The 20,529-nt window shown below is 73.0% G+C and carries 24 protein-coding genes; 11 read left to right on the plus strand and 13 right to left on the minus strand.

Annotated elements, in window-relative coordinates; genetic code table 11:
* Window positions 1–24: 24 nt before the first annotated feature.
* The gene (locus BMW85_RS11060; RefSeq protein WP_091080117.1) at window positions 25–1,092 is read left to right on the plus strand and encodes an alpha/beta hydrolase family protein; all 1,068 of its coding nucleotides are present in this window, start codon (window positions 25–27) and stop codon (window positions 1,090–1,092) included.
* On the opposite strand, the gene BMW85_RS11065 is transcribed toward BMW85_RS11060, so the two are convergent.
* Together BMW85_RS11065 and BMW85_RS11070 are read right to left on the minus strand one after the other, a co-directional pair.
* On the minus strand, window positions 1,053–1,877 hold the full coding sequence (locus tag BMW85_RS11065) for an NmrA family NAD(P)-binding protein (protein WP_091080119.1): 825 nt from the start codon (window positions 1,875–1,877) through the stop codon (window positions 1,053–1,055). The genes BMW85_RS11060 and BMW85_RS11065 overlap by 40 nt on opposite strands.
* Window positions 1,878–1,938: 61 nt before the next feature.
* Window positions 1,939–3,117 carry an FAD-dependent monooxygenase gene (locus tag BMW85_RS11070; RefSeq protein WP_091080122.1) on the minus strand — a complete coding sequence of 393 codons (1,179 nt, stop codon included), beginning with the start codon at window positions 3,115–3,117 and terminating at the stop codon, window positions 1,939–1,941.
* A 60-nt stretch (window positions 3,118–3,177) separates the two neighbouring features.
* On the opposite strand from BMW85_RS11070, the gene BMW85_RS11075 reads away from it, so the two are divergent.
* The gene (locus BMW85_RS11075) at window positions 3,178–3,744 is read left to right on the plus strand and encodes a TetR/AcrR family transcriptional regulator (protein WP_091080125.1); all 567 of its coding nucleotides are present in this window, start codon (window positions 3,178–3,180) and stop codon (window positions 3,742–3,744) included.
* A 4-nt stretch (window positions 3,745–3,748) separates the two neighbouring features.
* On the opposite strand, the gene BMW85_RS11080 is transcribed toward BMW85_RS11075, so the two are convergent.
* From BMW85_RS11080 to BMW85_RS11090, 3 genes are read right to left on the minus strand one after another with little or no spacing between them, the layout of a single operon-like run.
* The gene (locus BMW85_RS11080; RefSeq protein WP_091080128.1) at window positions 3,749–4,387 is read right to left on the minus strand and encodes a maleylpyruvate isomerase N-terminal domain-containing protein; all 639 of its coding nucleotides are present in this window, start codon (window positions 4,385–4,387) and stop codon (window positions 3,749–3,751) included.
* Between the two features lie 18 nt (window positions 4,388–4,405).
* Window positions 4,406–4,720: a DMT family transporter gene (locus BMW85_RS11085; protein WP_091080131.1), complete on the minus strand. Its 315-nt coding sequence runs from the start codon at window positions 4,718–4,720 to the stop codon at window positions 4,406–4,408.
* Complete coding sequence (locus tag BMW85_RS11090) at window positions 4,717–5,367, minus strand: FMN-dependent NADH-azoreductase (protein ID WP_091080133.1); 651 nt, start codon at window positions 5,365–5,367, stop codon at window positions 4,717–4,719. Before BMW85_RS11090 ends, BMW85_RS11085 begins: the two co-directional genes overlap by 4 nt.
* 76 nt (window positions 5,368–5,443) lie before the next feature.
* Here BMW85_RS11090 and BMW85_RS11095 point away from each other — a divergent pair, with 76 nt between their 5' ends.
* Window positions 5,444–6,004, plus strand: a complete 561-nt coding sequence (locus tag BMW85_RS11095; protein WP_091080136.1) for a TetR/AcrR family transcriptional regulator — start codon at window positions 5,444–5,446, stop codon at window positions 6,002–6,004.
* On the opposite strand, the gene BMW85_RS11100 is transcribed toward BMW85_RS11095, so the two are convergent.
* Entirely contained in the window at window positions 5,985–6,713 is a 729-nt protein-coding gene (locus BMW85_RS11100; protein WP_091080703.1) for a nucleotidyltransferase domain-containing protein, read from the minus strand. The two genes, BMW85_RS11095 and BMW85_RS11100, sit on opposite strands and share 20 nt — an antisense overlap.
* Window positions 6,714–6,723: 10 nt before the next feature.
* Here BMW85_RS11100 and BMW85_RS11105 point away from each other — a divergent pair, with 10 nt between their 5' ends.
* Both BMW85_RS11105 and BMW85_RS11110 read left to right on the plus strand, forming a co-directional pair.
* Complete coding sequence (locus BMW85_RS11105) at window positions 6,724–7,539, plus strand: SDR family NAD(P)-dependent oxidoreductase (protein WP_091080138.1); 816 nt, start codon at window positions 6,724–6,726, stop codon at window positions 7,537–7,539.
* Between the two features lie 35 nt (window positions 7,540–7,574).
* Window positions 7,575–8,099 (plus strand): hypothetical protein, encoded by a 525-nt coding sequence (locus tag BMW85_RS11110; protein ID WP_091080140.1) that lies wholly within the window; start codon window positions 7,575–7,577, stop codon window positions 8,097–8,099.
* A gap of 15 nt (window positions 8,100–8,114) precedes the next feature.
* Here the strand turns inward: BMW85_RS11110 and BMW85_RS11115 are convergent, their stop codons facing one another.
* Window positions 8,115–8,741, minus strand: a complete 627-nt coding sequence (locus BMW85_RS11115) for an HAD family hydrolase (RefSeq protein WP_218155727.1) — start codon at window positions 8,739–8,741, stop codon at window positions 8,115–8,117.
* 129 nt (window positions 8,742–8,870) lie between these two features.
* On the opposite strand from BMW85_RS11115, the gene BMW85_RS11120 reads away from it, so the two are divergent.
* Complete coding sequence (locus tag BMW85_RS11120; protein WP_091080145.1) at window positions 8,871–10,673, plus strand: alkyl/aryl-sulfatase; 1,803 nt, start codon at window positions 8,871–8,873, stop codon at window positions 10,671–10,673.
* On the opposite strand, the gene BMW85_RS11125 is transcribed toward BMW85_RS11120, so the two are convergent.
* Together BMW85_RS11125 and BMW85_RS11130 are read right to left on the minus strand one after the other, a co-directional pair.
* Window positions 10,663–11,187, minus strand: a complete 525-nt coding sequence (locus BMW85_RS11125) for a hypothetical protein (RefSeq protein WP_143082217.1) — start codon at window positions 11,185–11,187, stop codon at window positions 10,663–10,665. The genes BMW85_RS11120 and BMW85_RS11125 overlap by 11 nt on opposite strands.
* Window positions 11,188–11,246: 59 nt before the next feature.
* Entirely contained in the window at window positions 11,247–12,674 is a 1,428-nt protein-coding gene (locus BMW85_RS11130; RefSeq protein ID WP_091080159.1) for a purine-cytosine permease family protein, read from the minus strand.
* Window positions 12,675–12,802: 128 nt separating this feature from the next.
* On the opposite strand from BMW85_RS11130, the gene BMW85_RS11135 reads away from it, so the two are divergent.
* Window positions 12,803–14,206: an MFS transporter gene (locus BMW85_RS11135; protein ID WP_091080162.1), complete on the plus strand. Its 1,404-nt coding sequence runs from the start codon at window positions 12,803–12,805 to the stop codon at window positions 14,204–14,206.
* A 135-nt stretch (window positions 14,207–14,341) separates the two neighbouring features.
* On the opposite strand, the gene BMW85_RS11140 is transcribed toward BMW85_RS11135, so the two are convergent.
* Together BMW85_RS11140 and BMW85_RS49465 are read right to left on the minus strand one after the other, a co-directional pair.
* Window positions 14,342–15,325, minus strand: coding sequence for an NAD-dependent epimerase/dehydratase family protein (locus BMW85_RS11140; RefSeq protein ID WP_091080706.1), 984 nt, complete (start codon window positions 15,323–15,325; stop codon window positions 14,342–14,344).
* 91 nt (window positions 15,326–15,416) lie between these two features.
* Entirely contained in the window at window positions 15,417–15,593 is a 177-nt protein-coding gene (locus BMW85_RS49465; protein ID WP_177240607.1) for a hypothetical protein, read from the minus strand.
* 152 nt (window positions 15,594–15,745) lie between these two features.
* Between BMW85_RS49465 and BMW85_RS11145 the strand changes: the two genes are divergently transcribed.
* From BMW85_RS11145 to BMW85_RS11160, 4 genes are all read left to right on the plus strand, one after another.
* Complete coding sequence (locus tag BMW85_RS11145; protein ID WP_091080708.1) at window positions 15,746–16,054, plus strand: MazG nucleotide pyrophosphohydrolase domain-containing protein; 309 nt, start codon at window positions 15,746–15,748, stop codon at window positions 16,052–16,054.
* Window positions 16,055–16,144: 90 nt separating this feature from the next.
* Window positions 16,145–16,909 (plus strand): NAD(P)H-binding protein, encoded by a 765-nt coding sequence (locus BMW85_RS11150; protein WP_177240608.1) that lies wholly within the window; start codon window positions 16,145–16,147, stop codon window positions 16,907–16,909.
* Window positions 16,910–16,936: 27 nt separating this feature from the next.
* Window positions 16,937–17,641: a class I SAM-dependent methyltransferase gene (locus BMW85_RS11155; RefSeq protein ID WP_091080165.1), complete on the plus strand. Its 705-nt coding sequence runs from the start codon at window positions 16,937–16,939 to the stop codon at window positions 17,639–17,641.
* A gap of 87 nt (window positions 17,642–17,728) precedes the next feature.
* On the plus strand, window positions 17,729–18,067 hold the full coding sequence (locus tag BMW85_RS11160) for a DoxX family protein (RefSeq protein WP_091080168.1): 339 nt from the start codon (window positions 17,729–17,731) through the stop codon (window positions 18,065–18,067).
* Here the strand turns inward: BMW85_RS11160 and BMW85_RS11165 are convergent, their stop codons facing one another.
* Entirely contained in the window at window positions 18,068–19,285 is a 1,218-nt protein-coding gene (locus tag BMW85_RS11165; protein ID WP_091080171.1) for a hypothetical protein, read from the minus strand.
* Window positions 19,282–20,382 carry a HesA/MoeB/ThiF family protein gene (locus BMW85_RS11170; protein ID WP_091080174.1) on the minus strand — a complete coding sequence of 367 codons (1,101 nt, stop codon included), beginning with the start codon at window positions 20,380–20,382 and terminating at the stop codon, window positions 19,282–19,284. Before BMW85_RS11170 ends, BMW85_RS11165 begins: the two co-directional genes overlap by 4 nt.
* Window positions 20,383–20,529 lie beyond the last annotated feature (147 nt).

Raw genomic sequence — 20,529 nt, forward strand, 5'->3', positions numbered from 1 at the left:
GCTCCCGCCGCCAGATTGGCTCCCATGCTGAAGATTCTGACCGCCCTGTCCCTGGTCGCGGTGCCGCCGCAGGCGGACCTCGCGCTGCCGGAGCCCACCGGCCCGCTGCCCGTGGGCACGACCGACCTGCACCTGGTGGACGAGAGCCGGCCCGACCCCTGGAACCCGGAGGCGGACCGGCGCGAGCTGATGGTCACCCTCTGGTATCCGGCCCGGCGCGACAGCGGCGAGCGGGCGCGCTATCTGAGCCCGCAGGAGTCGGCCGCGGTCCTCGCCCCCTACCGCGACGTCCCCCCGGACGCGCTCACCCGGGTCAGGACCCACGCCGGGCGGGGCGCCGCCGTCCGCGCGGGCCGCCATCCGCTCGTCGTCCTCTCGCCCGGTTTCACCTTCCCCCGCGCCACCCTGACCTCGCTCGGCGAGGACCTGGCGAGCCGGGGCTACCTGGTCGCGGCCGTCGAGCACACCTACGAGTCGGTCGCCACCACGTTCCCCGACGGCCGTACGACCTCGTGTCTCGCCTGCGTCCCCGGCCAGGACGGCGCCGTCGTCGCGGCCGGGCGGGCGGCGGACGTGAGTTTCGTCCTCGACGAGCTGACGGCGGCGCGCTGGGGCCGGTCCGTCGACCGTTCGCGGATCGCCGTGGCCGGCCATTCGATGGGCGGCAACAGCGCCGCCGCCGTCCTGGCGAAGGACCGCCGGATCAAGGCCGGCGCCAACCTGGACGGCACCTTCATCCCGCCGGTCGAGCGCCTGGACCGGCCGTTCCTGTTGATCGGCTCCCCGCGTACGCATGCCTGGGACGGCAGCGACGACTCGTGGAAGAAGTCCTGGGCCCACCTGAAGGGTCCGAAGAAGTGGATCACGATCGCGGGCACCGATCACTCCGCCTTCGTGGACTACGCCGTGCTCCGGCCTCCGCTCGGCATCCCCGCTCAGGAGCTCGACGGCGCGCGGGCGCTGCGGATCACCCGTGATCACCTCGCGGCCTTCCTCGACCGCCACCTGCGGGGGCGGAAGACGCCGGTCCCGGCCTACCCTGAGGTCGTCGATCAGGGGCGGAAGGCGGCGGCGTTCTCCTCGGCCCACTGACGGAAGCTCCTGGCGTCCCGGCCGGTGACCTCCTTGACGGTCGGGACGACGGTGTAGCCGACCTCCGGCGTGTGGCCGAGCGCGCCGATCAGGAACTCGACGGTCTCCTCGCCCATGCCGTCGGCGCGCCACTTGGCGCGGGCCTCGTCCACGGTGAGCTCGACGAAGCGCACGTCCCTGCCGACGGCGGCGGCCAGGATCGCGACCTTCTCCCTGAGCGTGATCGCCTCGGGGCCGGTCAGCACGTACGTCCGCCCGCCGTGCCCGCCCTCCGTGAGCACGGTCGCGGCGACGGCGGCGATGTCGCGCTCGTGCACCAGCGCGCTCAGCCGGTCGCCGAACGGCTCCTTGATGACGCCCTCGGTCCGGACCGTCTCGGCCCACCAGCGCAGCGTGTTGGACATGAACTCGACCGGGTGCAGCAGCGTCCACTCGATGCCGCTGCCGGCGAGCGCCCGCTCCAGCTCGCCGTCCTCGCGCCCGCCGAGCACGGTGGCCCGCCGCACGCCCGCCTCGGCGGCCAGCCCGACCAGCGCGGCGCCGTCGGGGAGCGGGGCGTAGTCGTCGCCCGCGAAGTTGATGAGGTGCGCGGCCTCGACGCCGTCGAAGACGCCGGCCAGCTCGGCGGGCCGGGCGAGGTCGCCCGCGACCACCTCGACGCCCTCGGGCAGCGCGGCGGTGGCGGGGTTCCTGGTCAGGGCGCGGACCCGCTGCCCGGCGGCGAGCAGCTCCTCGACGACGAGCCGGCCGACGGTCCCGGTGGCGCCGGTGACGAGAACGGTCATGCTGAGACCCCCATAATTCGGAACGGAACGTTCTGCTCTCATAATAGCAGAACGGAATGGTTCATTCCATGTAATCCTTGAGCCCGATGGCGTTCGCCGCCCGGCGGATCGGCCCGGCGACGCGCTCCACCATGCGGTCGCGGCCCGGCAGGCGGGGGATCAGCCGGATCATCGCGAGCTGGAACCACAGGGCGAACCGCGACGGGATGACCATGCCCTTGAGGTTGGCGTCCGCCAGCGCCTGGTTGGCCGTGACGAAGTCGCGCAGCTCCCGCTCGTAGCCCTCCGGGCCGCGGCCCGCCGCCAGCTCGCCGGCCAGCACGTACGCCCCCACGACCGCCAGGCTCGTGCCCTGCCCCGAGGCGGGGGAGGCGCAGTAGGCCGCGTCGCCGAGCAGCACCACCCGCCCCTTCGACCAGCGGTCCATGCGGATCTGGCAGACCGCGTCGAAGTAGAGGTCGTCGGCCTCGCGCACCGCGTCGAGCAGGCGCGGCACCTCCCAGCGCATCCCGGACATGGCCGCGCCCAGCAGCTCCTTCTGCCGCTCGACGTCCCGGTGGTCGTAGGCGAGCGGCGGTGACGACCAGATGAACATGGCCCTGGCCACGCCGTCGTCCTGGCGGGTGCTGTAGACGTTGGCGGTGCGGCGGGGTGCCGCGTGCACCGCCTCCTCGCGGTCCAGACCGAGCGGGTCGGGCACCGAGCAGATCGAGATGTAGTGGCCGAGGTGGCGTACGAAGCCCTCCTCCGGCCCGAACGCCAGCCGCCGGACGTTGGAGTGCGCGCCGTCGGCCCCGATGACCAGGTCGAACACGCGCGGGGCGGAGCGCTCGAAGGTGACCGTGCCGTCCTCGGCGATGGCCGTGACCGAGTCGTCGAAGACGTACTCGACCTCGTCGCGGGTCAGCTCGTACAGCAGCTCGTTGAGGTCGCCGCGCATGATCTCGACGTCGTCGCCGGTGCGCCCGCCGAACAGGTCGGCGTCCATGGTCGCGACCTTCTCGCCGTCGGCGTCGTAGTGGGTGGCGACGCGCATGTCCGTGGCGCGGGCGCGGACCGCGTCCATGATCCCCATGCGCTCGATCACCCGCAGCGCCGCGCCCCTGAGGTCCACCTTGTAGCCGCCGGCGCGGACGGCGGGGGCCCGCTCGACCACGGTGACGGTGAAGCCGTGCCGGCGCAGCCAGTAGGCCGCGGACGTGCCGGCGATGCTCGCGCCGGAGATGAGGATGTTCGCCATGCCGGAAACAGTACAACTGTCTTAGACGCTTGTCTAGGACGATTGTGCTAGTCTTCTGGCATGGGAAACAGGGAGGACCTGCTGGCGGGCGCCAAGCGGTGTCTGGTCGAGAAGGGCTACACCCGCACCACGGCGCGCGACGTCGCGAAAGCGTCGGGCGTGAGCCTCGCGGCCATCGGCTACCACTTCAAGTCGAAGGAGGCGCTGCTCAACGAGGCGCTGTTCGAGGTCATGCGGGAGTGGGGCGACGAGCTGGCGACGACGCTGTCGGCCGAGGTGGAGCCGGGCGCGGACGGGCTGGAGCGCTTCGCCGTCGTCTGGGACCGCGTGCTGGAGTCGTTCGCGCGGCTGCGGCCGCTCTGGGTGACGCAGCTCGAACTCCTGGGCCAGGTCGAGCACCTGCCGGAGGTGCGCGAGCAGCTCGCCGCCGCGAACCGGGACGCCCAGGAGGGGCTCGCGGAGCTCTTCGGCGGCGGCGAGCCGGGCGCCGGTCCCGAGGACGCCCGGCTGACCGGGGCGCTCTACCAGGCGCTGCTCACTGGCTTCCTGTCCCAGTGGCTGCTCGATCCCGAGCGGGCGCTGTCGGGCCGCGAGGTGGCCGCCGCCCTGCGCCTGGTGACCGCGTGAACTTCTAGAACGCGCTGATGGTGGCCGGGGCGCGCTCGGCCCGGCTCAGCGTGCGGATGACCGCCGTCGCGCCGTGCCGGTGCACCGCCAGCCGGGCCAGCAGCTCGACCACGGGCCGGATGACCTCCGGCGGCAGCGCGGGCGTCTCGACGCCCACGCTGGCGGCCAGGTCGTCGGCGTGGACCACCAGCTCCACCAGGCGGGTGAGCAGGAAGTCGTCCAGGGTGAGCGCCCAGCCGGACCACTTCACGTGGACCACCCGGTCGGCGGGCTCGGCGGGCAGCGCGGTGATCTGCGCGTCGAGCAGCGCCCGCGTCCGCTCGATCAGCGCGGCCGGGCCGTCGGCCGCGGCGGCCTCGCCGCCCCGCCGGATGCCGACGTTGGTCTCGTGGTCGAGGCCCGCCTCCACCCACGGCGAGCGCGAGTAGTGCTCCAGGAGCTCGATCGGCTCGTGGCCGGCGCCGTCGGAGTCGAGCACGTCGCGAACCCGGACGATCTGGTGCGCCAGGTGCCCCGCCAGCCCCGCCACGCTGAACTCGGTGAGCGCGCTCGGTTTGTCCCAGGCCGCCGACACCGCCGGCTCCTCGAGCAGCGACACCGCCGACGTCGCGGCGATCACGTACGACTTCCTGATGTCCACCATCGTTCGCCCTTCCCTGTGTCAGGCCGTGATCCGGGCCAACACTATCCCTCCCACGATCAGCGCGAGCGCCGCCATCCGCCCCGCCGAGACGGGGTCGTCGTGGAGCACCACGCCCAGCGTGATCGCGCCGACCGCGCCGATGCCGGTGAAGACCGCGTACGCGGTGCCGACCGGCAGCGTGTTCATGGCCCGCGACAGCAGCCAGACGGCGGTGGCCATGAGCAGCAGGCTGACCAGCGTGGGCAGCGGGCGGGTGAAGTTCTGGGTCGGCTTGATGCTCTGCGACCAGGCCACTTCCACCAGCCCGGCCAGCAGCAGGACGAGCCAGCTCACCGCGCCGCCTCCGTGAGGGCCAGGGCGCGGACCTGGGCGCGGGCGGCGGCCAGCGACTCCTCGTGCCGCGCCCGCAGGTGGGCGAGCGCCGGGTCGAGGCGGGCGTTGACCAGCTCGGCGTGGATGAACGTCACGTCCTCGACCTGGAAGTGGCCCCGGAGGAAGTCGCGCAGGTAGCGCTCCTCGTGGTCGTACGGCTCGCGGGGGGTGCCGGGACCGTACGCGCCGCCCCGCGCGCCGGTCACCACGAACGAGCGGCCGGCCAGTGACATCTTGGGGAAGGTGATCTGGTCGAGCCACGCCTTGAGCGACGACGGGATCGAGTAGTTGTACATCGGCGTGCCGATCAGCACGACGTCGGCGGCGACGACCTCGGCGAGCAGCGGCTCGACGATCGCCCAGGCGGCCTTCTGCGCGGGGGTGCGGACCGCCTCGGGGTAGCGGGCGGGGTCGGTGATCCCGTGCTCCAGGACGTGGTCGCACAGCTCCGTCCACGCCTCGCCGATGTGCGGCACGGGGCGGGCGGCGAGGTCGCGGTAGGTGTAGCCGGCGTCGGGGTGGGCGGCGCGCCAGGCGCCGGCGTACTCGGCGGACAGCAGGCGCGAGAACGAGTTCCGACGCGCGCTGGCGTCCAGGTGCAGCAGCATCGTGGATCTCCTCAGCTATGTGGACGCTGTGTCCACTTCACTATAACCGGACGCCGTGTCCACCTACAATGGGCGCATGGAGAGAGCCGACGCCGCCCGCAACCGCGCCAGGATCCTGGAGGCCGCCGCCGCGCTCTTCGCCGAGCGCCCGCCCCAGGACGTGACGATGGACGACATCGCCAAGAAGGCCGGCGTCGGCCGGGGCACGCTCTACCGGCGCTATCCCGACCGCGCCTCGATCGCCGTCGCGCTGCTCGACGAGCACGAACGCGAGCTCCAGGAACGACTGCTGCGCGGCGAACCGCCGCTCGGCCCCGGCGCGCCCCCCGCCGACCGGCTCGCCGCCTTCTACGCCGCGATGGTGCGCCTGCTGGAGGACCACGCCCACCTGGTCCTGGGCACGGAGGTGGGCCGCTCGCGCTTCGAGACCGGCGCGTACGGCTTCTGGCGGGCCCACGTACGGGCCCTGCTGGTGGCGGCCGGCACCCCCGACCCGGACGCGCTGGTGGAGGTGCTGCTCGCCCCCCTCGCCCCCGAGGTGTACGGCCACCAGCGCACCCGGCTCGGCCTCACCCCGGACCGGATCATCGAGGCGCTGACCCGCCTGACCGTGCTGCTCAGGCCAGGGTCTTCCTGATCGCCGACCGGATGAACGCGCGGGCCAGCTTGGCCCGGCGGAAGCGGCTGAGCGGGGTGCGCGGCGTGCCGTACCTGCGGGCGCGCACGTCGGCCACCACGAGCTCGGGCGCCCCCATCCCCGGCAGCAGGTCCAGGGCCTCCCGCTTGGTGATGAGCCGCCCGTCGGCGAGCGTGACCGCGGCCCGCGCGACCGTCACCGTGCCGAGGTCCACCCAGATGTCATGCAGCCAGCGCCGCCGCCCGCGCGTCTTCTCCAGCCAGTAGTCCCGCAGATCCGTACGGACGAACTCGGCCAGCTCGGCGTCCGACACCGGCGGCAGCAGCCCGGCGGGCGACGGACCGTACAGTTCGAGCGCCTTCACGTGCAGCTCGCGCCGGGTCACGGGGGTCACCGGGCGGCGGAAGATCTGCTCGTGCGCCCACGTCACGTGCTCGGCGGACGGATCGGCCAGCTCCTGGCGCGGCATGTACGAGCAGTGCAGCCGGTCCGCCAGCGGCAGGTCCAGGCCGCGGTGCACGGCCTTGATCCGCCGCCAGTGCTCCATCGTGACCGGCTTGTCCACGACCGCGACGAGATCGAGGTCGCTGCGGCCAGGCTGGTAGTCGTCGCTCGCCAGCGACCCGTGGGCCCACAGCGCGACGAGGGGGACGGCGGGCTCCACGGCCTCCAGGAAACGGCTCAGCAGACGGTCGGTCGCGACGTGCATGATGGTCACTATGATCGATCCTCGCCTCACTGGAAAGGTCGCGTTGATCACCGGCGCCAATCAGGGCATCGGGGCGGCGGCCGCGATCGCGCTGGCGGCCCAGGGTGTGGCGGTCTTCCTGACGTACAAACGGCTCGACCCGCTGAAGCATCCGGCCTATCCCGAGGCGTACGACCGGCTGCGCGCCCGCGACGCAGGCGAGGTCGTGGCGCGGGTGCGCGAGGCGGGCGGCAGGGCGGAGTCGGCGGAGGCCGACCTCGCCGACCCGGAGACGCCCGGCCGGCTGTTCGACCTGGCGGAGTCGGCGTTCGGCCCGGTCGAGATCCTGGTCAACAACGCGAGCGGCTGGATCGCCGACACCTTCTCGGCGCAGGAGCACGACGGCTTCGGCCGCCCGACGCGGCAGGTGGACGCGGCGACGCACGACCGCCAGTTCGCGGTGGACGTGCGCGCGCCCGCGCTGCTCATCGCCGAGTTCGCCCGGCGGCACGTCGCCAGGGGCGCGAGCTGGGGCCGCGTCATCGGCCTGACCTCCGAGGGGCCGCACGGCTTCCCCGGCGAGGTCAGCTACGGCGCGGCCAAGTCGGCCCAGGAGAGCTACACGATGTCGGCGGCGCACGAGCTGGGCCGCCACGGCATCACCGCCAACATGATCCACCCTCCGATCACCGACACCGGCTGGATCAACGAGGAGGTGGAGAGCCTGGCCCGCGCGCACGGCCCGATCGGCACCGTCGGCCGCCCGGAGGAGGTGGCCGAGGTGATCACCTACCTCGCCTCCCACCAGGCCCGCCGGGTGACCGCACAAGTGATCAGAATGTACTGACCGGGGCGATTCCCGAGCGCTAAAATCCGGAAATTATGACTGAGGTTCTGCAGGTCGTCATCGGAGGGCCTGCGGCGGCGATGCCGCTTTCTGACCCTTATCTGGCTGATGTCATCGACCTCCTGCAGACCGTCGACAACGTCATGTGGCAGATCCGCGCGGCGGAAATAGTTCGTCGCGGCTTGCAGATCGGCCGGCGTGACCCCCGAAGCTACGGGCAGGGGTATCCTCCTCCGCCGGACGAGCCGACCCGCCGCGTCGGACGAGAATTACTCCACCGGGTGCGGCGTGAGATCGAGGACAAGCCGGCCGGCCTCGCGCGGCTCACCCGAATATCCATGGCGTCGCCGTTGGTGGCGGATTTAGCGGTCGCCGGCATGAGCGGCGCCGGCATCATTTCCGCCACCGTCTATCTGTTCAAGCATCCCGACCAGATCGGGGCGTGGTTTCCCACGCTCCAGACGTCATGGTGGAAAGGGCGCGAGGAGGCGCTGAAAGCGAAACAGTCCTTCGAGAAGCTGCGTGACGCGGGCGTGGAGATGCGGCAGCTCGAGGACTGATCGCGGCGGTGGGGCTCAGGGGATCAGGTCGGGGGTGAGCGCGGCGAGGTCGGGCAGGACCCGCCAGGCCAGCGCCAGCGCGTCCGGGGCGGGCGGGTAGCGGGGGTGCGGCACCGCGATCACCCGCATCCCCGCCGCGTACGCCGAGCGCAGCCCGTTGCTGGAGTCCTCGACCGCGACGCAGCCGCCCGGGTCCACGCCCATGCGCCGCGCCGCCTCCAGGTAGCCGTCGGGCGCGGGCTTGCCCCGTTCGACCTCCTCGGTCGAGACGGTGGCCGCGAAACAGGCCGTCAGCCCGGCCGCGTCCAGCACCACGTCGATCAGCCGTCGGGGGGACGAGCTGGCGAGCCCGAGCGTGCGCTCAGCCGCGAGCCGCCGTACGGCCTCCACCGCGCCCGGCATCAGCGGCACCTCGTCGCGGTAGCGGGCCGTCATCCGGTCGACGACCCCGCGCGCGATCTCGTCGGGTGTCAGGCGGACGCCCAGCTCGTGCAGGTAGGCGGCCCACTCGCCGGTGCTCATGCCCATGAGCCGCGACTGGGTGTCCGGCTGCCACGTGCCGCCGTGCTCGGCCACGAACGCCCGCCGCACCTCCTCCCACACCGGCTCGGAGTCGACCAGCACGCCGTCGAGATCGAACACACACGCTCCCATGGACGATCACTCTAATCACCCGGCCGGCCGTCCCGCTTGTCCCTATTGCCCGAGATTCATCCTCTAAGGGGGAATTGTTGAGCTATCCGGGAGCCTCTCCCGGGCATGCGGACAGACATGGCAGACCTTCCGTTTCGCGACACGGGCGACTTCGACGACGCCGATCGCGGCTTCATCGCCAAGCTCGACCCCGGAGTGATCAAAACGGCCGATGGCAGGGTCATCTGGGACGTCGACGCCTACGACTTCCTCCACGACGAATGCCCCGAGACCGCCCACCCCAGCCTGTGGCGCCAGGCCCGGCTCAGCGCCCGCCAAGGTCTGTACGAGGTCACCCCGGGCGTCTACCAGGTGCGCGGCCTCGACCTGGCCAACATGACGCTGGTCGAGGGCGAGCGGGGTGTCGTCGTCATCGACCCGCTCGGCTCCGTCGAGTGCGCCGCCGCCGCGCTCAAGCTCTACCGCGCCCACCGCGGTGAGCGCCCCGTCACCGGCGTCGTCTACACCCACCCTCACACCGACCACTACGGCGGCGGGCGCGGCGTCACCCACGGCGGCGTCCCGATCCTGGCCGCCACCGGGTTCCTGGAGCACGCGGTGGCGGAGAGCCTGTACGCCGGCCCCGCGCGGGCCCGCCGCGCCGTCTACATGTACGGCCCCGCCCTGCCCCGCTCGCCGGAGGGCCAGCTCGGCTCCGGCCTCGGCATGACCGTCGCCCCCGGCACCCGGTCGCTGCTCCCGCCCACGCTGGAGATCGCCCGTACCGGGCAGGAGGAGATCATCGACGGCGTGGAGCTGCTCTTCCAGCTCACACCCGGCGGTGGCGCGCCCGCCGAGCTGAGCATCCTCCTGCCCGCGCACCGGGCGCTGTTCCTCGCCGAGAACGCCGGCCGCGGCCAGCACGCCGTCCTGTCCCTGCGCGGCTCAGCCGTCCGCGACCCCCGGGCGTGGGCCCGCCACCTCGACGAGGCGCTCGCCCTGCTCGCCCCGCACGCCGACGTCGCCCTGGCCGCGCACCACTGGCCCACCTGGGGCGGCGACGGCATCGCGGGCCACCTCACCCGCCAGCGCGACCTGTACGCGTACCTGCACGACCAGACCCTTCGCCTGCTCAACAAGGGCCTGACCGCCGCCGAGATCGCCGAGGCCGTACGCCTGCCGCCCGAGCTGGAGCAGACCTGGCACGCCCGCGGCCACCACGGCTCGACCGCGCACAACGTCAAGGCCGTCTACCAGCGCTACCTCGGCTGGTTCGACGGCAACCCCGCCCACCTCTGGGAGCACCCGCCGAAGGAGAGCGCCATCAGGTATGTCGACTGCCTGGGCGGCGGCGCGGCCGTGGTCGCCTGCGCCCGCCGCTACATCGGCGAGAACGACCTGCGCTTCGCCGTCCAGCTGCTCAACCACGCCGTCTTCGCCGACGAGGGCAACAAGGAGGCCCGCGACCTGCTCGCCGAGGTCTACACCAGGCTCGGCCACGGCGCGGAGAACGCCGCCTGGCGCAACTTCTACCTGATGGCCGCGCTGGAGCTGACCGACGGCATCGTCCCGGCCACGCCGGAGCGGACCGCGCCGGACGTGCTGGCCGCGCTGAGCGTGGCGCAGATCTTCGACACGCTCGCCGTACGGGTGGACGGGCCGCGCGCCTGGCACGAACGCCTGGCCATCGACTGGCACCTGACCGACCTCGGCGAGCGCCACCGTACGACCCTCTCGAACGGCGCCCTCATCCACCAGCCGAACCCGCCCGCCGACGTGCCGCCCGACCTGACCCTGCGGCTGACGAAGGCGCAGCTCGTGGGGCTGATGGCGGGCAAGGGCGTGGAGGGCGTGGAGCGGGAGGGCGACACGACGGCGCTCAAGCGCCTGGTGGCCGTCCTCGACCATCCGATCCCGGACTTCGCGATCGTCACGGCGTGACCGGCGGCGCGGGCCGCTCCTGTGCCGTCCGGCCGGGATGCTCGGGCACGGGCCGGTCGGCATGCTCGCGCATGGACCGGCAGGCCAGCGCGAGCAGCGTGACCACGACCGCCGCCAGCGCGGGGCCCACCACCAGCGGCACCGCCGGCTCGCCCGCGTGCCACGCCGCCGCGAGGATCGCCGCCGACGTCACCGCCCCCACCCCGAACATCGCCAGCCAGAGCGGCAGCACCCGCACATAGGTGTAGAGCAGCGGGAACGCCGGCCACACGAACGGCGCCGAGGCGACGGCCAGCACCAGCCAGAGCGCCGTCAGCGCCCCGAGCCACACCGGCCCGGCCACCGGCCGGCCCTCGACCGACGGCCCGGCCGCGTAGAGCGCGCCGAGCAGCACGCCTCCCGCGGCGATCCCCACCTGGTCCTCGCGCAGCACGGTGACCACGGCCATCGCCAGCAGCCCGAAGACCGTGAGATGCACCGCCCACGTCAGCAACCGCAACGGTATGTCCATCATCGATCACCAACAGTAACGGCGATCGGCCGCGGACGCGACGTACCAGGCGGTGACGGGTTTCAGGCGCCGGACCGGTCCGCCGCGCGGCGGCGCGCGCCCACCGGCATCGTGGCGGCGAAGTACAGCACCCCGGCCACCACCAGCGCGATCACCACGCCGATGTTCGCCGCCCCGAACGTGGACCCCTTCAGCTCCTCGCTCATCAGGAACCCGACGACCTTCGCGATGTTCTCGTCCGCCGAGGTGATCAGCCCCATCCCGACGACCGACGCCACCACCAGTGTGGCGACGCCCGTCCAGTTGACGGCGGGCCCGCCGGGACGCAGCAGCCGCTCGTCGTAGCCGCGCCCGCCGTCCCGCAGCCGCCACATGTCCACCAGGAAGATCGCCACCCAGGCGGCCATCACCACGCCGACGATCGCCAGGAACGCCTGGAAGGTGCCGAAGAAGCTGTCGCTGACGAACAGCAGGTAGTAGCCGCCGAGCACCATGAGCACCCCGTCGATGAGCACCGCGAGGTGCCGCCGCACCGGCACCCCGAGCGCCAGCATCGACAGCCCGGACGAGTAGATGTCCATGATCGCCCCGGCCAGGAACCCGCCGATCGCGGTCAGCAGGTACGGCAGCAGGAACCACGTCGGCAACGCCCCCGCCAGCGCCGCCACCGGATCGCCCCCGGCCGCCTCGGCCAGCTTGGGGTCGCCGCCCGCCAGCAGCACCCCGAACACCAGCAGCACCATCGGCGGCAGCGCGCCCCCGAGCATCGTCCAGAACGCCACCGCCCGCCCGGACGAGCGGGAAGGCAGGTAGCGCGAGTAGTCCGCGCCGCAGTTGACCCAGCCGAGGCCGAGCAGCGTCATCGCGAAGATGATCCCGCCGATCCAGCCGCCGGCGCCGGTGGTGGTCTCCAGCGACACGCCGAGCCTGGGCATCATGAGCGCCATGTAGACGAGGGTCAGCACGACGAACGCGTACGTCAGGTACCGCTGCACCACCATGATCAGCGCGTGTCCGTACACGCCGACGGCGATCACGACCAGCGCCGCGACCGCGAAGCAGACGGCGGTGGCCGTCGTGCGGGGCAGGCCGGGCGCGAGCCGGGCGAGGATGGCCGCCCCGCTCTGCGCCGACAGCGTGACCAGCACGATCTCCCAGCCGACGTTCGAGATGTACGACAGCGTGGCGGGCAGCTTGTTGCCCTGGTAGCCGAAGGGCGCCCGGCCCAGCGTCATCGTCGGCACGCCGGACCGGGTGCCGCCGACCGCGACCAGGCCGACCAGCAGGAACGACAGCGCGTACCCGACGGCGCCGGTGATGATCGCCGGGATGACGCCGAGGCCGAGCCCGACGATGTAGACGCCGAACGCGACCCCGAACAGCGACAGGTTGGAGCCGGCCCAAGGCCAGAAGAGGTCACCCGGCCGGCCGTGCCGCTCCGCCTCGGGGACCGCGTTGATGCCGTTCTGCTCGACGGCCATCGTGTCCATGATCCGGACGTTACATCCGGTCTGTGGCGAAACCCACCCTTCGCGAATATCGGGATCGTTACGGCGACGAAATCCTGGTTAGGGAAGGACGATATTCGCACGCCGGCCGGGGGGAAGGGCAGCCGCTGATGAAGGCGTCGTCGTGGCGGGCCGACCCGCGCGGGCGTGCGCTCGCCGTGTGCCTGGTGGCGGCCTTCATGACCGGGCTCGACGTCAGCATCGTGAACGTGGCCCTGCCGTCCATCCGCGAGGGCCTGCACGCGATGGAGGACGGGCTCCAGTGGACGCTGTCCGGGTACGCGCTCACGTTCGGCCTGCTGCTGGTGCCCGCCGGGCGGCTAGGGGACGCGCGGAGCCGGCGCACGCTCTTCATGTGGGGCGTGGTGCTGTTCACGCTGGCCAGCGTCGCCTGCGGTCTTGCCTGGAACATGAACGTGCTCATCGTGTCGAGGCTCCTCCAGGGCATGGCGGCCGGCCTGTTGAACCCGCAGGTGTCGGGGCTGATCCAGCAGATGTTCCGCGGGCACGAGCGGGGCCGCGCCTTCGGCGCTCTGGGCGCCACCATCGGCGTCTCCACGGCCGCCGGCCCCCTGATCGGCGGGGCCCTGGTGACCGGGTTCGGGCCGGAGCTCGGGTGGCGCTGGGTCTTCCTGGTCAACCTCCCGATCGGCCTCGCCCTCCTCCCGATGGCCCGCCGCGTGCTCCCCACCCCGGACCCCGCGCAGCTCTCCGGGCGGAGGGAGAGCATGGACCCCGTGGGCGTCCTGCTGCTCGGCCTGGGCGTGGGCTGCCTGCTCCTGCCCTTCATCCAGCAGCACCAGTGGCACGGCCAGGTGAAGTGGCTCCTCGTCCCCGCCGCCCTGATCATCCTGGCCGGCTTCGTGCTCTGGGAACGCGCCTACCGCCGCGAACCCCTGATCAACCTGGCGCTCTTCCGCAAGCGCTCCTACAGCCTGGGCTCCGCCATCGCCCTGTTCTACTTCGCGGGCTTCACCGGCATCTTCTTCACCTTCACGCTCTACCTGCAGAGCGGCCTCGACTACAGCCCTCTCATGGCGGGGCTGTCGATCACGCCGTTCGCGCTGGGCTCGGCCTCCGCCTCCGTGGTCGGCGGACGCCTCGTGGGGCGGGCGGGCCGCCGGCTGGTGGCCGCCGGGCTCACCACCGTGATCGTCGGGCTGTGCGCCACGATGGCCGCCACCGTGCTCGTGCCCGGGCACAACGTCGGCCTGGCCACCGCCCTGCCGCTGCTGATCGCGGGCGTGGGCAGCGGCCTGGTCATCTCGCCGAACCAGGCGATCACCCTCTCCGAGGTGCCGCCCAAGGGCGGCGGCAGCGCGGCCGGGGTGCTGCAGACCGGCCAGCGCCTCGGCTCGTCGATCGGCATCGCCGCCGCAGGCTCGATCTTCTTCAGCGCCCTTCCCCAGGGCTGGCCGACCGCCTTCCGTCACGGCCTCCTGGTGGTGCTCACGTGCGTCTCCATCGCCCTGCTGGCCGCCGGCTACGACCTCCTCCGCACCTACCGCCGCTGACGCGCCCCGCCGTGCCCGCGGCCCCAGCCCCCCGACGTGCCCGCAGCCCCAGGACGCCGCCCGCCCCAGGGCGCCGCCCGCCCCCAGAGCGCTGCCCGCCCCCAGAGCGCTGCCCGCCCCCAGGGTGCCGCCCGGTCACAGGCCCAGCAGGCGGGCCTCCACCTCCGGGGCGAGGCCCTTGCGGGGGCGGTCGGGGCGGTGCGGGGCCTCGCCGCCGATGCTCCGCAGCCACGCCCACGTGTCGCCCACCGTCTCGGCCACCGGCCGGCAGCTCAACCCGGCCGCCACCGCCTTCGACACGTCGCCGCCGTGCAGGAAGTCGTAGTCGGGGTTGACCAGCCAGAACGGCAGCTCCGTCCACGGCTGCACCCCGGCCGCCAGGATCGTCTCCGGATCGACCCAGCGCAGCTCCGCCGCCGCCCCCGTCACCTCGACGCAGGTCTCCAGCATCTCGCGCATCGTCACGAACCCGGGCGGGCTCACCACGTTGAACGCCCCGCCGATGCCGCGCTCGGCCGCCCGCAGGCACCACAGCGCGAGGTCGCGCGCGTCGATGTACTGGAGCCCCTGATCGGCGGGACCGGGCGCGAGGACCGGCCCGCCCCGCGCGATCCGGTTGAGCCACCACGGCAGCCGCCCGATGTTCTCGTAGGGCCCGACGATCAGCCCGGCCCTGGCCAGCAGCGCCCGCTCCCCGAACGCCGCCACCGCCCCCAGCTCGCCCCCCGCCTTGTTCCTGGCGTAGTCGGAGGGGTCGTCGTCGTCGGCCGAGGCCGGCACCACCGGTGCGTTCTCGTCGGCGCCGAACGGCACCGGCTCGGCGTGCACGGACCTGCTGGAGACGTAGACGTAGTGGCCCGCCCGCCCGGCGAGCAGCGAGGCCGCGTCGCGCACCGCCGAGGCCGCCCACGACCAGGTGTCGAGCACGACGTCCCACTCGCCGCGCTCCAGCGCCGCGAGGCCGCCGGGGGCCGTGCGGTCGCCGAGCAACGCGGTGACCCCGGCCGGGGGCGCGTGGGTGCCCCGGTTGAAGACCGTGACGTCCCACCCGAGACCGAGCGCCTCCTCGACGACCGCCCGCCCCACGAACTCCGTGCCGCCCAGCACCAGGATTCTCATGCCGCCCACTCTGGCGCAGGCGGCGGGCCGCGCGTACCCGTGCACGCCCGCAGCGGAATCGCCACGAGCGAAACCCGCCGGGCGCGTCCGTTCAGTACTCGCAGCCGCCCGGGTCCGGCAGGTCGTCGTCGAACTCCGGGGGAGGGGGCGGCTTCGGCACGCGCCGCTCGCCGTGCTCCATCCCCGGCCGCGCCCGCCCGGACACCCGGACGGTGAGCCCCTGGCCGCCGCGCGGACCGGCTTCCAGCAACACCTCGATGTCCCGCATCGCCCCGTCCTCTCGCCTCTCGCCGCCGTCGTCCGTTCCGAATGATGGACGGCATGGATGCACGGAGCGTGGCGAAACGCCCCTCATGGCACCCCGCTTACCGAATCTCGATCCCCCATAGGTCCGCCCCGCGCGGGCCGTACACTCCGGTGGTGGACCTGCGGCAGCTCTCCGACGCGATCGAGTCCGTCTCCAGCCGGTACGCCGCCTCGCTCGGCATCGAGCGGGACGACATCTGGCACATACTGAAGCTGCAGGAGGAGGTAGGCGAGCTCACCCAGGCGTTCCTCACCCGCAGCGGCAGGGCCAGGACCAGGGGCCGCACCCCGTCCGAGATCGAGGCCGACTTCCGCGAGGAGCTCGCCGACGTCCTGTGCCAGGTGCTGCTCCTCGCCCGCCATCACGGCGTGGACGTGGAGGCGGAGGTCCAGCGCAAGTGGCTGAGCCGCCTGCCTGACTGAGGGGTGGCAGGCGCCGGAAAATGCGTGGCGCGGCCGTGCCGGGCGGGAGTTCACTGGGGCGGTCCCCACCCGCGAAGGAGCCCTCCCCGCATGATCGTGATCACGGCCGCCTCCGGTGCGCTCGGCCGCCTCGTCCTCGACCGGCTGCGAGCCGCCGGAGCGGAGGTGACGGCCGCCGTGCGCGATCCCGCCCGCGCGCCCGGGGGCGTTCCTGCCCGGCACGGCGACTACGACGACCCCCGCAGCCTGCGGGCCGCCTTCGAGGGCGCCGACCGCGTCCTGCTGATCTCCTCCCCCGAGCTCGACACCGGCCGCAGGATCGAGCAGCACCTGGCCGCCGTGACCGCCGCCAAGGAGACCGGCGTGGGCGCGATCGTGTTCACCAGCTTCCTCGGCGCCGACACCGCCGCGACCGGCCTGACCGAGGCTTACCACGTGACCGAGCGGGCGATCATCGACAGCGGCCTGCCGTACACCCTGCTCCGTCACCCCTACTACAGCGACGCGTTCGTGCCGCGCGTCACCCCGGACGGGGAGGTCGTGAGCGGCACCGGCGGCCGGGGGCTCAACACCGCCTTCCGCGCCGACCTCGCCGCCGCCGCGGCGAACGTCCTGACCGGCGGCGACGGCCACCTGGGCCGGGCCTACGACTTCACCGGGCCGCTGTGGACGTACCCGGAGGTCGCCGCGGCCCTCGGCGCGACCTACCGCGAGCTGCCCGCCGACGCCGAGCAGGGGCCCATGGGCTGGATCTCCGCGAGGATCCGCGCCGGCGCGCTGGAGCGGCAGACCTCCGACCTCGAACGGGTCCTGGGCCGCCCCGCCGAGACCATGATCGACCACCTCGGCGCGTGACGGGCGCGTGCACTACGGTTTCCGCTCATGGCCGACTTCATCTCCCTCCCCTTCTACGACCTGTTCCACGAGAACGGTCACGTCCCGGTCATCCGTGAGAAGCTGCCGCCGCTCCTGGCCGGGGTGACGCGCAGCATCCTGGAGATCGGCGCCGGCTCCGGCCTGATCACCGTCTCGCTGGCCGAGTGGACCCCGGCGGAGATCTTCGCGCTGGAGCCCTCCGCCGGCATGCGCGGGATCCTGCTGTCCCGGCTCTGCGGCCGTCCCGAGCTCCTCGACCGGGTCACCGTCCTGCCCTGCGACGCGCTCGCCGCCCGGGTGCCCGAGCCGGTCGAGGCCGTCGTGATGATCAACGTCATGTACTCGCTGCCGCACGACTACCGCAAGCGGCTCTGGCCCGTGCTCGCCGAGCTCATGGAGCCCGGCGGCCTGCTCGTCTTCACCTGGCACGACGGCGGCGCGCCCGCCTCGCGGCCGGTCGAGAAGCTGGAGAGCCGCCAGGTGGGCCGCCACACCTACTCCATCTGGTCCGGGATCACCCAGCTGGACGCGGAGACCTTCGAGGGCCGCTTCGTCCACCGCGTGACCGAGGGCGACACGGTGATCAGCGAGGAGGAGCTGGTCGGCGAGGCCTACCGGCCGCTCTGGCCGACCATCGAGAGCGAGCTCACGGGCGCCGGCTTCACCCGCGAGGACGCTCCCGACGGACTGCTCGCCTGGCGTCGTTCCTGAGCGGTCACACTTCCGGCGGCTGAGGGGTCAACGAGATGCCGGGCCGTACGCGGCCCGGCATCCGTAACGCCGGAAGGAGAGCCACCGATGTCCACCGCCGCTGTCGTCGTCACCGTCCTGACCGCCCTCTGGGTGGGGTTCTCGGCCCTGTCGGTCTTCATCCGCGCCAGTTGGGTCGTGGAGCCGCTCGCCGAGTACGGCGTGCCGCGCGCCGCGTGGCCCTGGCTGGGCACGGCCAAGGCGCTGGGCGCGGCCGGCCTGCTCGCCGGGCTGGCCGTGCCCCCGCTCGGCGTGGCCGCCGGGATCGGGCTGGTGGTGTACTTCACGGGCGCGGTCGTCACCGTGCTCCGCGCCCGTTCGTACCGGCATGTGCCGTTCCCGCTGCTCTACCTGACGCCGGTCGTGGTCGCCATGGCGCTCGCCTGATCAGCGCCGGGCGGCGAGGCGCGCGACGTACTCCTTGACGGCCAGGGAGAGCGCCAGCGCCTCGGGGCCGAGCAGCAGCCCGGCGCAGAGCAGCCGATACCAGAACGCGGCGGTCAGGGGCCCTTCGGCCAGCCCCTCGGCCGTCCAGCGCAGCACCTCGGCGAAGACCGGCAGCAGCAGCAGGCAGAACCAGGCGACCACGCCCGCGAAGCCCGCCAGCCACACCCAGCGGAACCAGCGCCCCACCCGCAGGTCGGTGTCGGTCGCGTCGGCCAGCTCGGCGGCCTCCTCCTCGGTCAGCCGCCCGAACGCCCGCCGCAGCATCAGCGTCTTCACCCGCCACAGGTTGCGGCAGCCGAGCGCGTTCACCAGCACCGCGTAGAGGTCGGTACGCAGGAACACGAGGCTCTGCCAGAGCATCTGCATGATCTTGATGAACGCCCACGCGGCCAGCAGCGCGGCCACCAGCCCGGGAGCGGCCCACACGCCGGTGTCGATCAGCAGCCGGCCGGTGAGCAGCGCGGCCAGCAGCACGGAGTCGACGGCGAGACCGGCCAGCAGCGGCCCGTACCGCTGCCGGCGCGGCAGCGTCCAGAGCTGGGTGAGGTCGGTCTCGAAGACGAGCATCCACAGGCGGCGGTCGACGCCGAAGCGGGTCTGGATGCCGAGGGCCCGCGCGCCGAGCCAGTGCCCGCACTCGTGGCTGGCCGCCGCGAACCAGACGAACGGCAGCCAGGCGAGCGCGCTCAGCCCGGTGTCGCCGAAGGCGAAGGCGTCCTCGGCGGGATCGGGGGCAAGGCCGGGGCGCAGGACGAGGACGGCCACGGAGTAGAGCAGGCAGGCGGCGTAGAAGGTCCAGGCGACGGGGCCGAAGAAGGGGCGGACCGTCTCGGGGCGGATGCCGGTCATCCACCTGCTGGCCTGGATGGGCGCGGTGCGCACCGGTGAGGCCGCTTCCTCGCCGTCCTCCGCGAGGAAACCGAGCTCCCCGAGGGTGTCGACGAACGACGGCACGTTGACCGGCTCCCCGGCGAACTCCGCGGCCTCGGCCGCCGCCTCCTCGACGCTCGCACCCCGCTGGAGCGCGGCGATCACCACCCCGCCGACCGCCGGGATCGTCACGAACGTACCGGTCGCCGGATCGCCGACCAGCACCTCGTCCTCGCCCTCGGGGACGACGCTGAGCGGCTTGAGCCGGACCGTCGCGGGCACCGTCACCGCCGGTCACCCTCGCGCGGCGGCGCCAGCCGGCAGACCCGGCACTCCGGGTTCGCGGGGAGTGGCCGCCGCTCCGGCGTCAGGCCCTCGCGCAGGTCGAGCGTGACCCGCTGCCCGGCCGCCCGCGGCGGCTCGAACCCGGTGAGGTAGCGCTGCGCCTCCAGGGCGAGCAGCGAGCCGACCTGCATCGCCATCGGCCCGGTGAGCGGGTTGCTCAGCTTCATGTTCTCCACGATCCGGTACGCCACCGCCTCCGGGTCGTCCCCGACCGGCCGGTCCGCGTAGTCGCAGGCCAGGCACGCGGTGCGGCCCGGGTCCACGGACAGGTACATGAGCTGGCTGCGGTTCGCGCCCCCCAGCACGTACGGGATCCCGGCCCGCACGGCGGCCTCGTTCGCCCAAAGGTTGGCGTGCGGATGGCCGTCGAGGCCGCCCGCGATGAGGTCAACGCCCTGGACCAGGTCCGCCAGGTCCTCCGGCGCCGACACCCAGCGGTCCACCGGATGGACCTTGATGTCCGGGTCGTACTCGCGGACCCAGGCCGCGGCCCGCTCGGCCTTCGACAGGCCGAGGTCGGCGTGGTGGTAGAGGAACTGGCGGGCGAAGTTGCGCGACTCGACGCGGTCCTGGTCCACCAGCGTCAGCTCGCCGACGCCGAGCCCGGCCAGGCACTGGACCAGCGAGGACCCGCCCCCGCCGACGCCGAGCACCAGCACGTGCGCCTCGCGCATCGAACGCTGGAACGCGGCCCGGTGGCGGTCCAGGGCGGCGTAGGTGCCGTAGAAGCTGAGGTTGGAGAAGTGCCGCTCGTTCTCGCCGGGATCGTCGAGCGCGCGGCCGTCGGCGTCCTCGACCAGGCCCAGGGAGTCGAGCCCGGCCAGGCCCCGGCCGACGTCCTCCTCGGAGAGCAGGAAACCGCGCCCGGCGAGGGCCACGCTCAGCTCGGCGGCGGTCCGAGGGGCCTCGCGCAGCTCGCTCAGGAGCGCGGCCACCTGCCCTTCGGGATCGCTCAGGGTCATCGCCTCGCGAGCGTCGAAGATCACGAGGAGGTCCTCGCCGATCGTCTCCCACTCGCATTCCTTCAACGCCACACGCATCGTGCCTCCAGCGCCGGCCAGTACGCAAAGGGATCCCGCGGGGAGCCCGAACTCCCCGCGGGACAGTCGTCAGGCGGTGTCAGCCCCTCACGTGGCGGGGTTCTGGGTGGCCTTGACGGACTCGACCTTCTTGACCTTGATCTCCAT

Origin of the sequence: Nonomuraea wenchangensis (genome assembly GCF_900111685.1) — a bacterium.
Lineage (GTDB): Bacteria > Actinomycetota > Actinomycetes > Streptosporangiales > Streptosporangiaceae > Nonomuraea > Nonomuraea wenchangensis.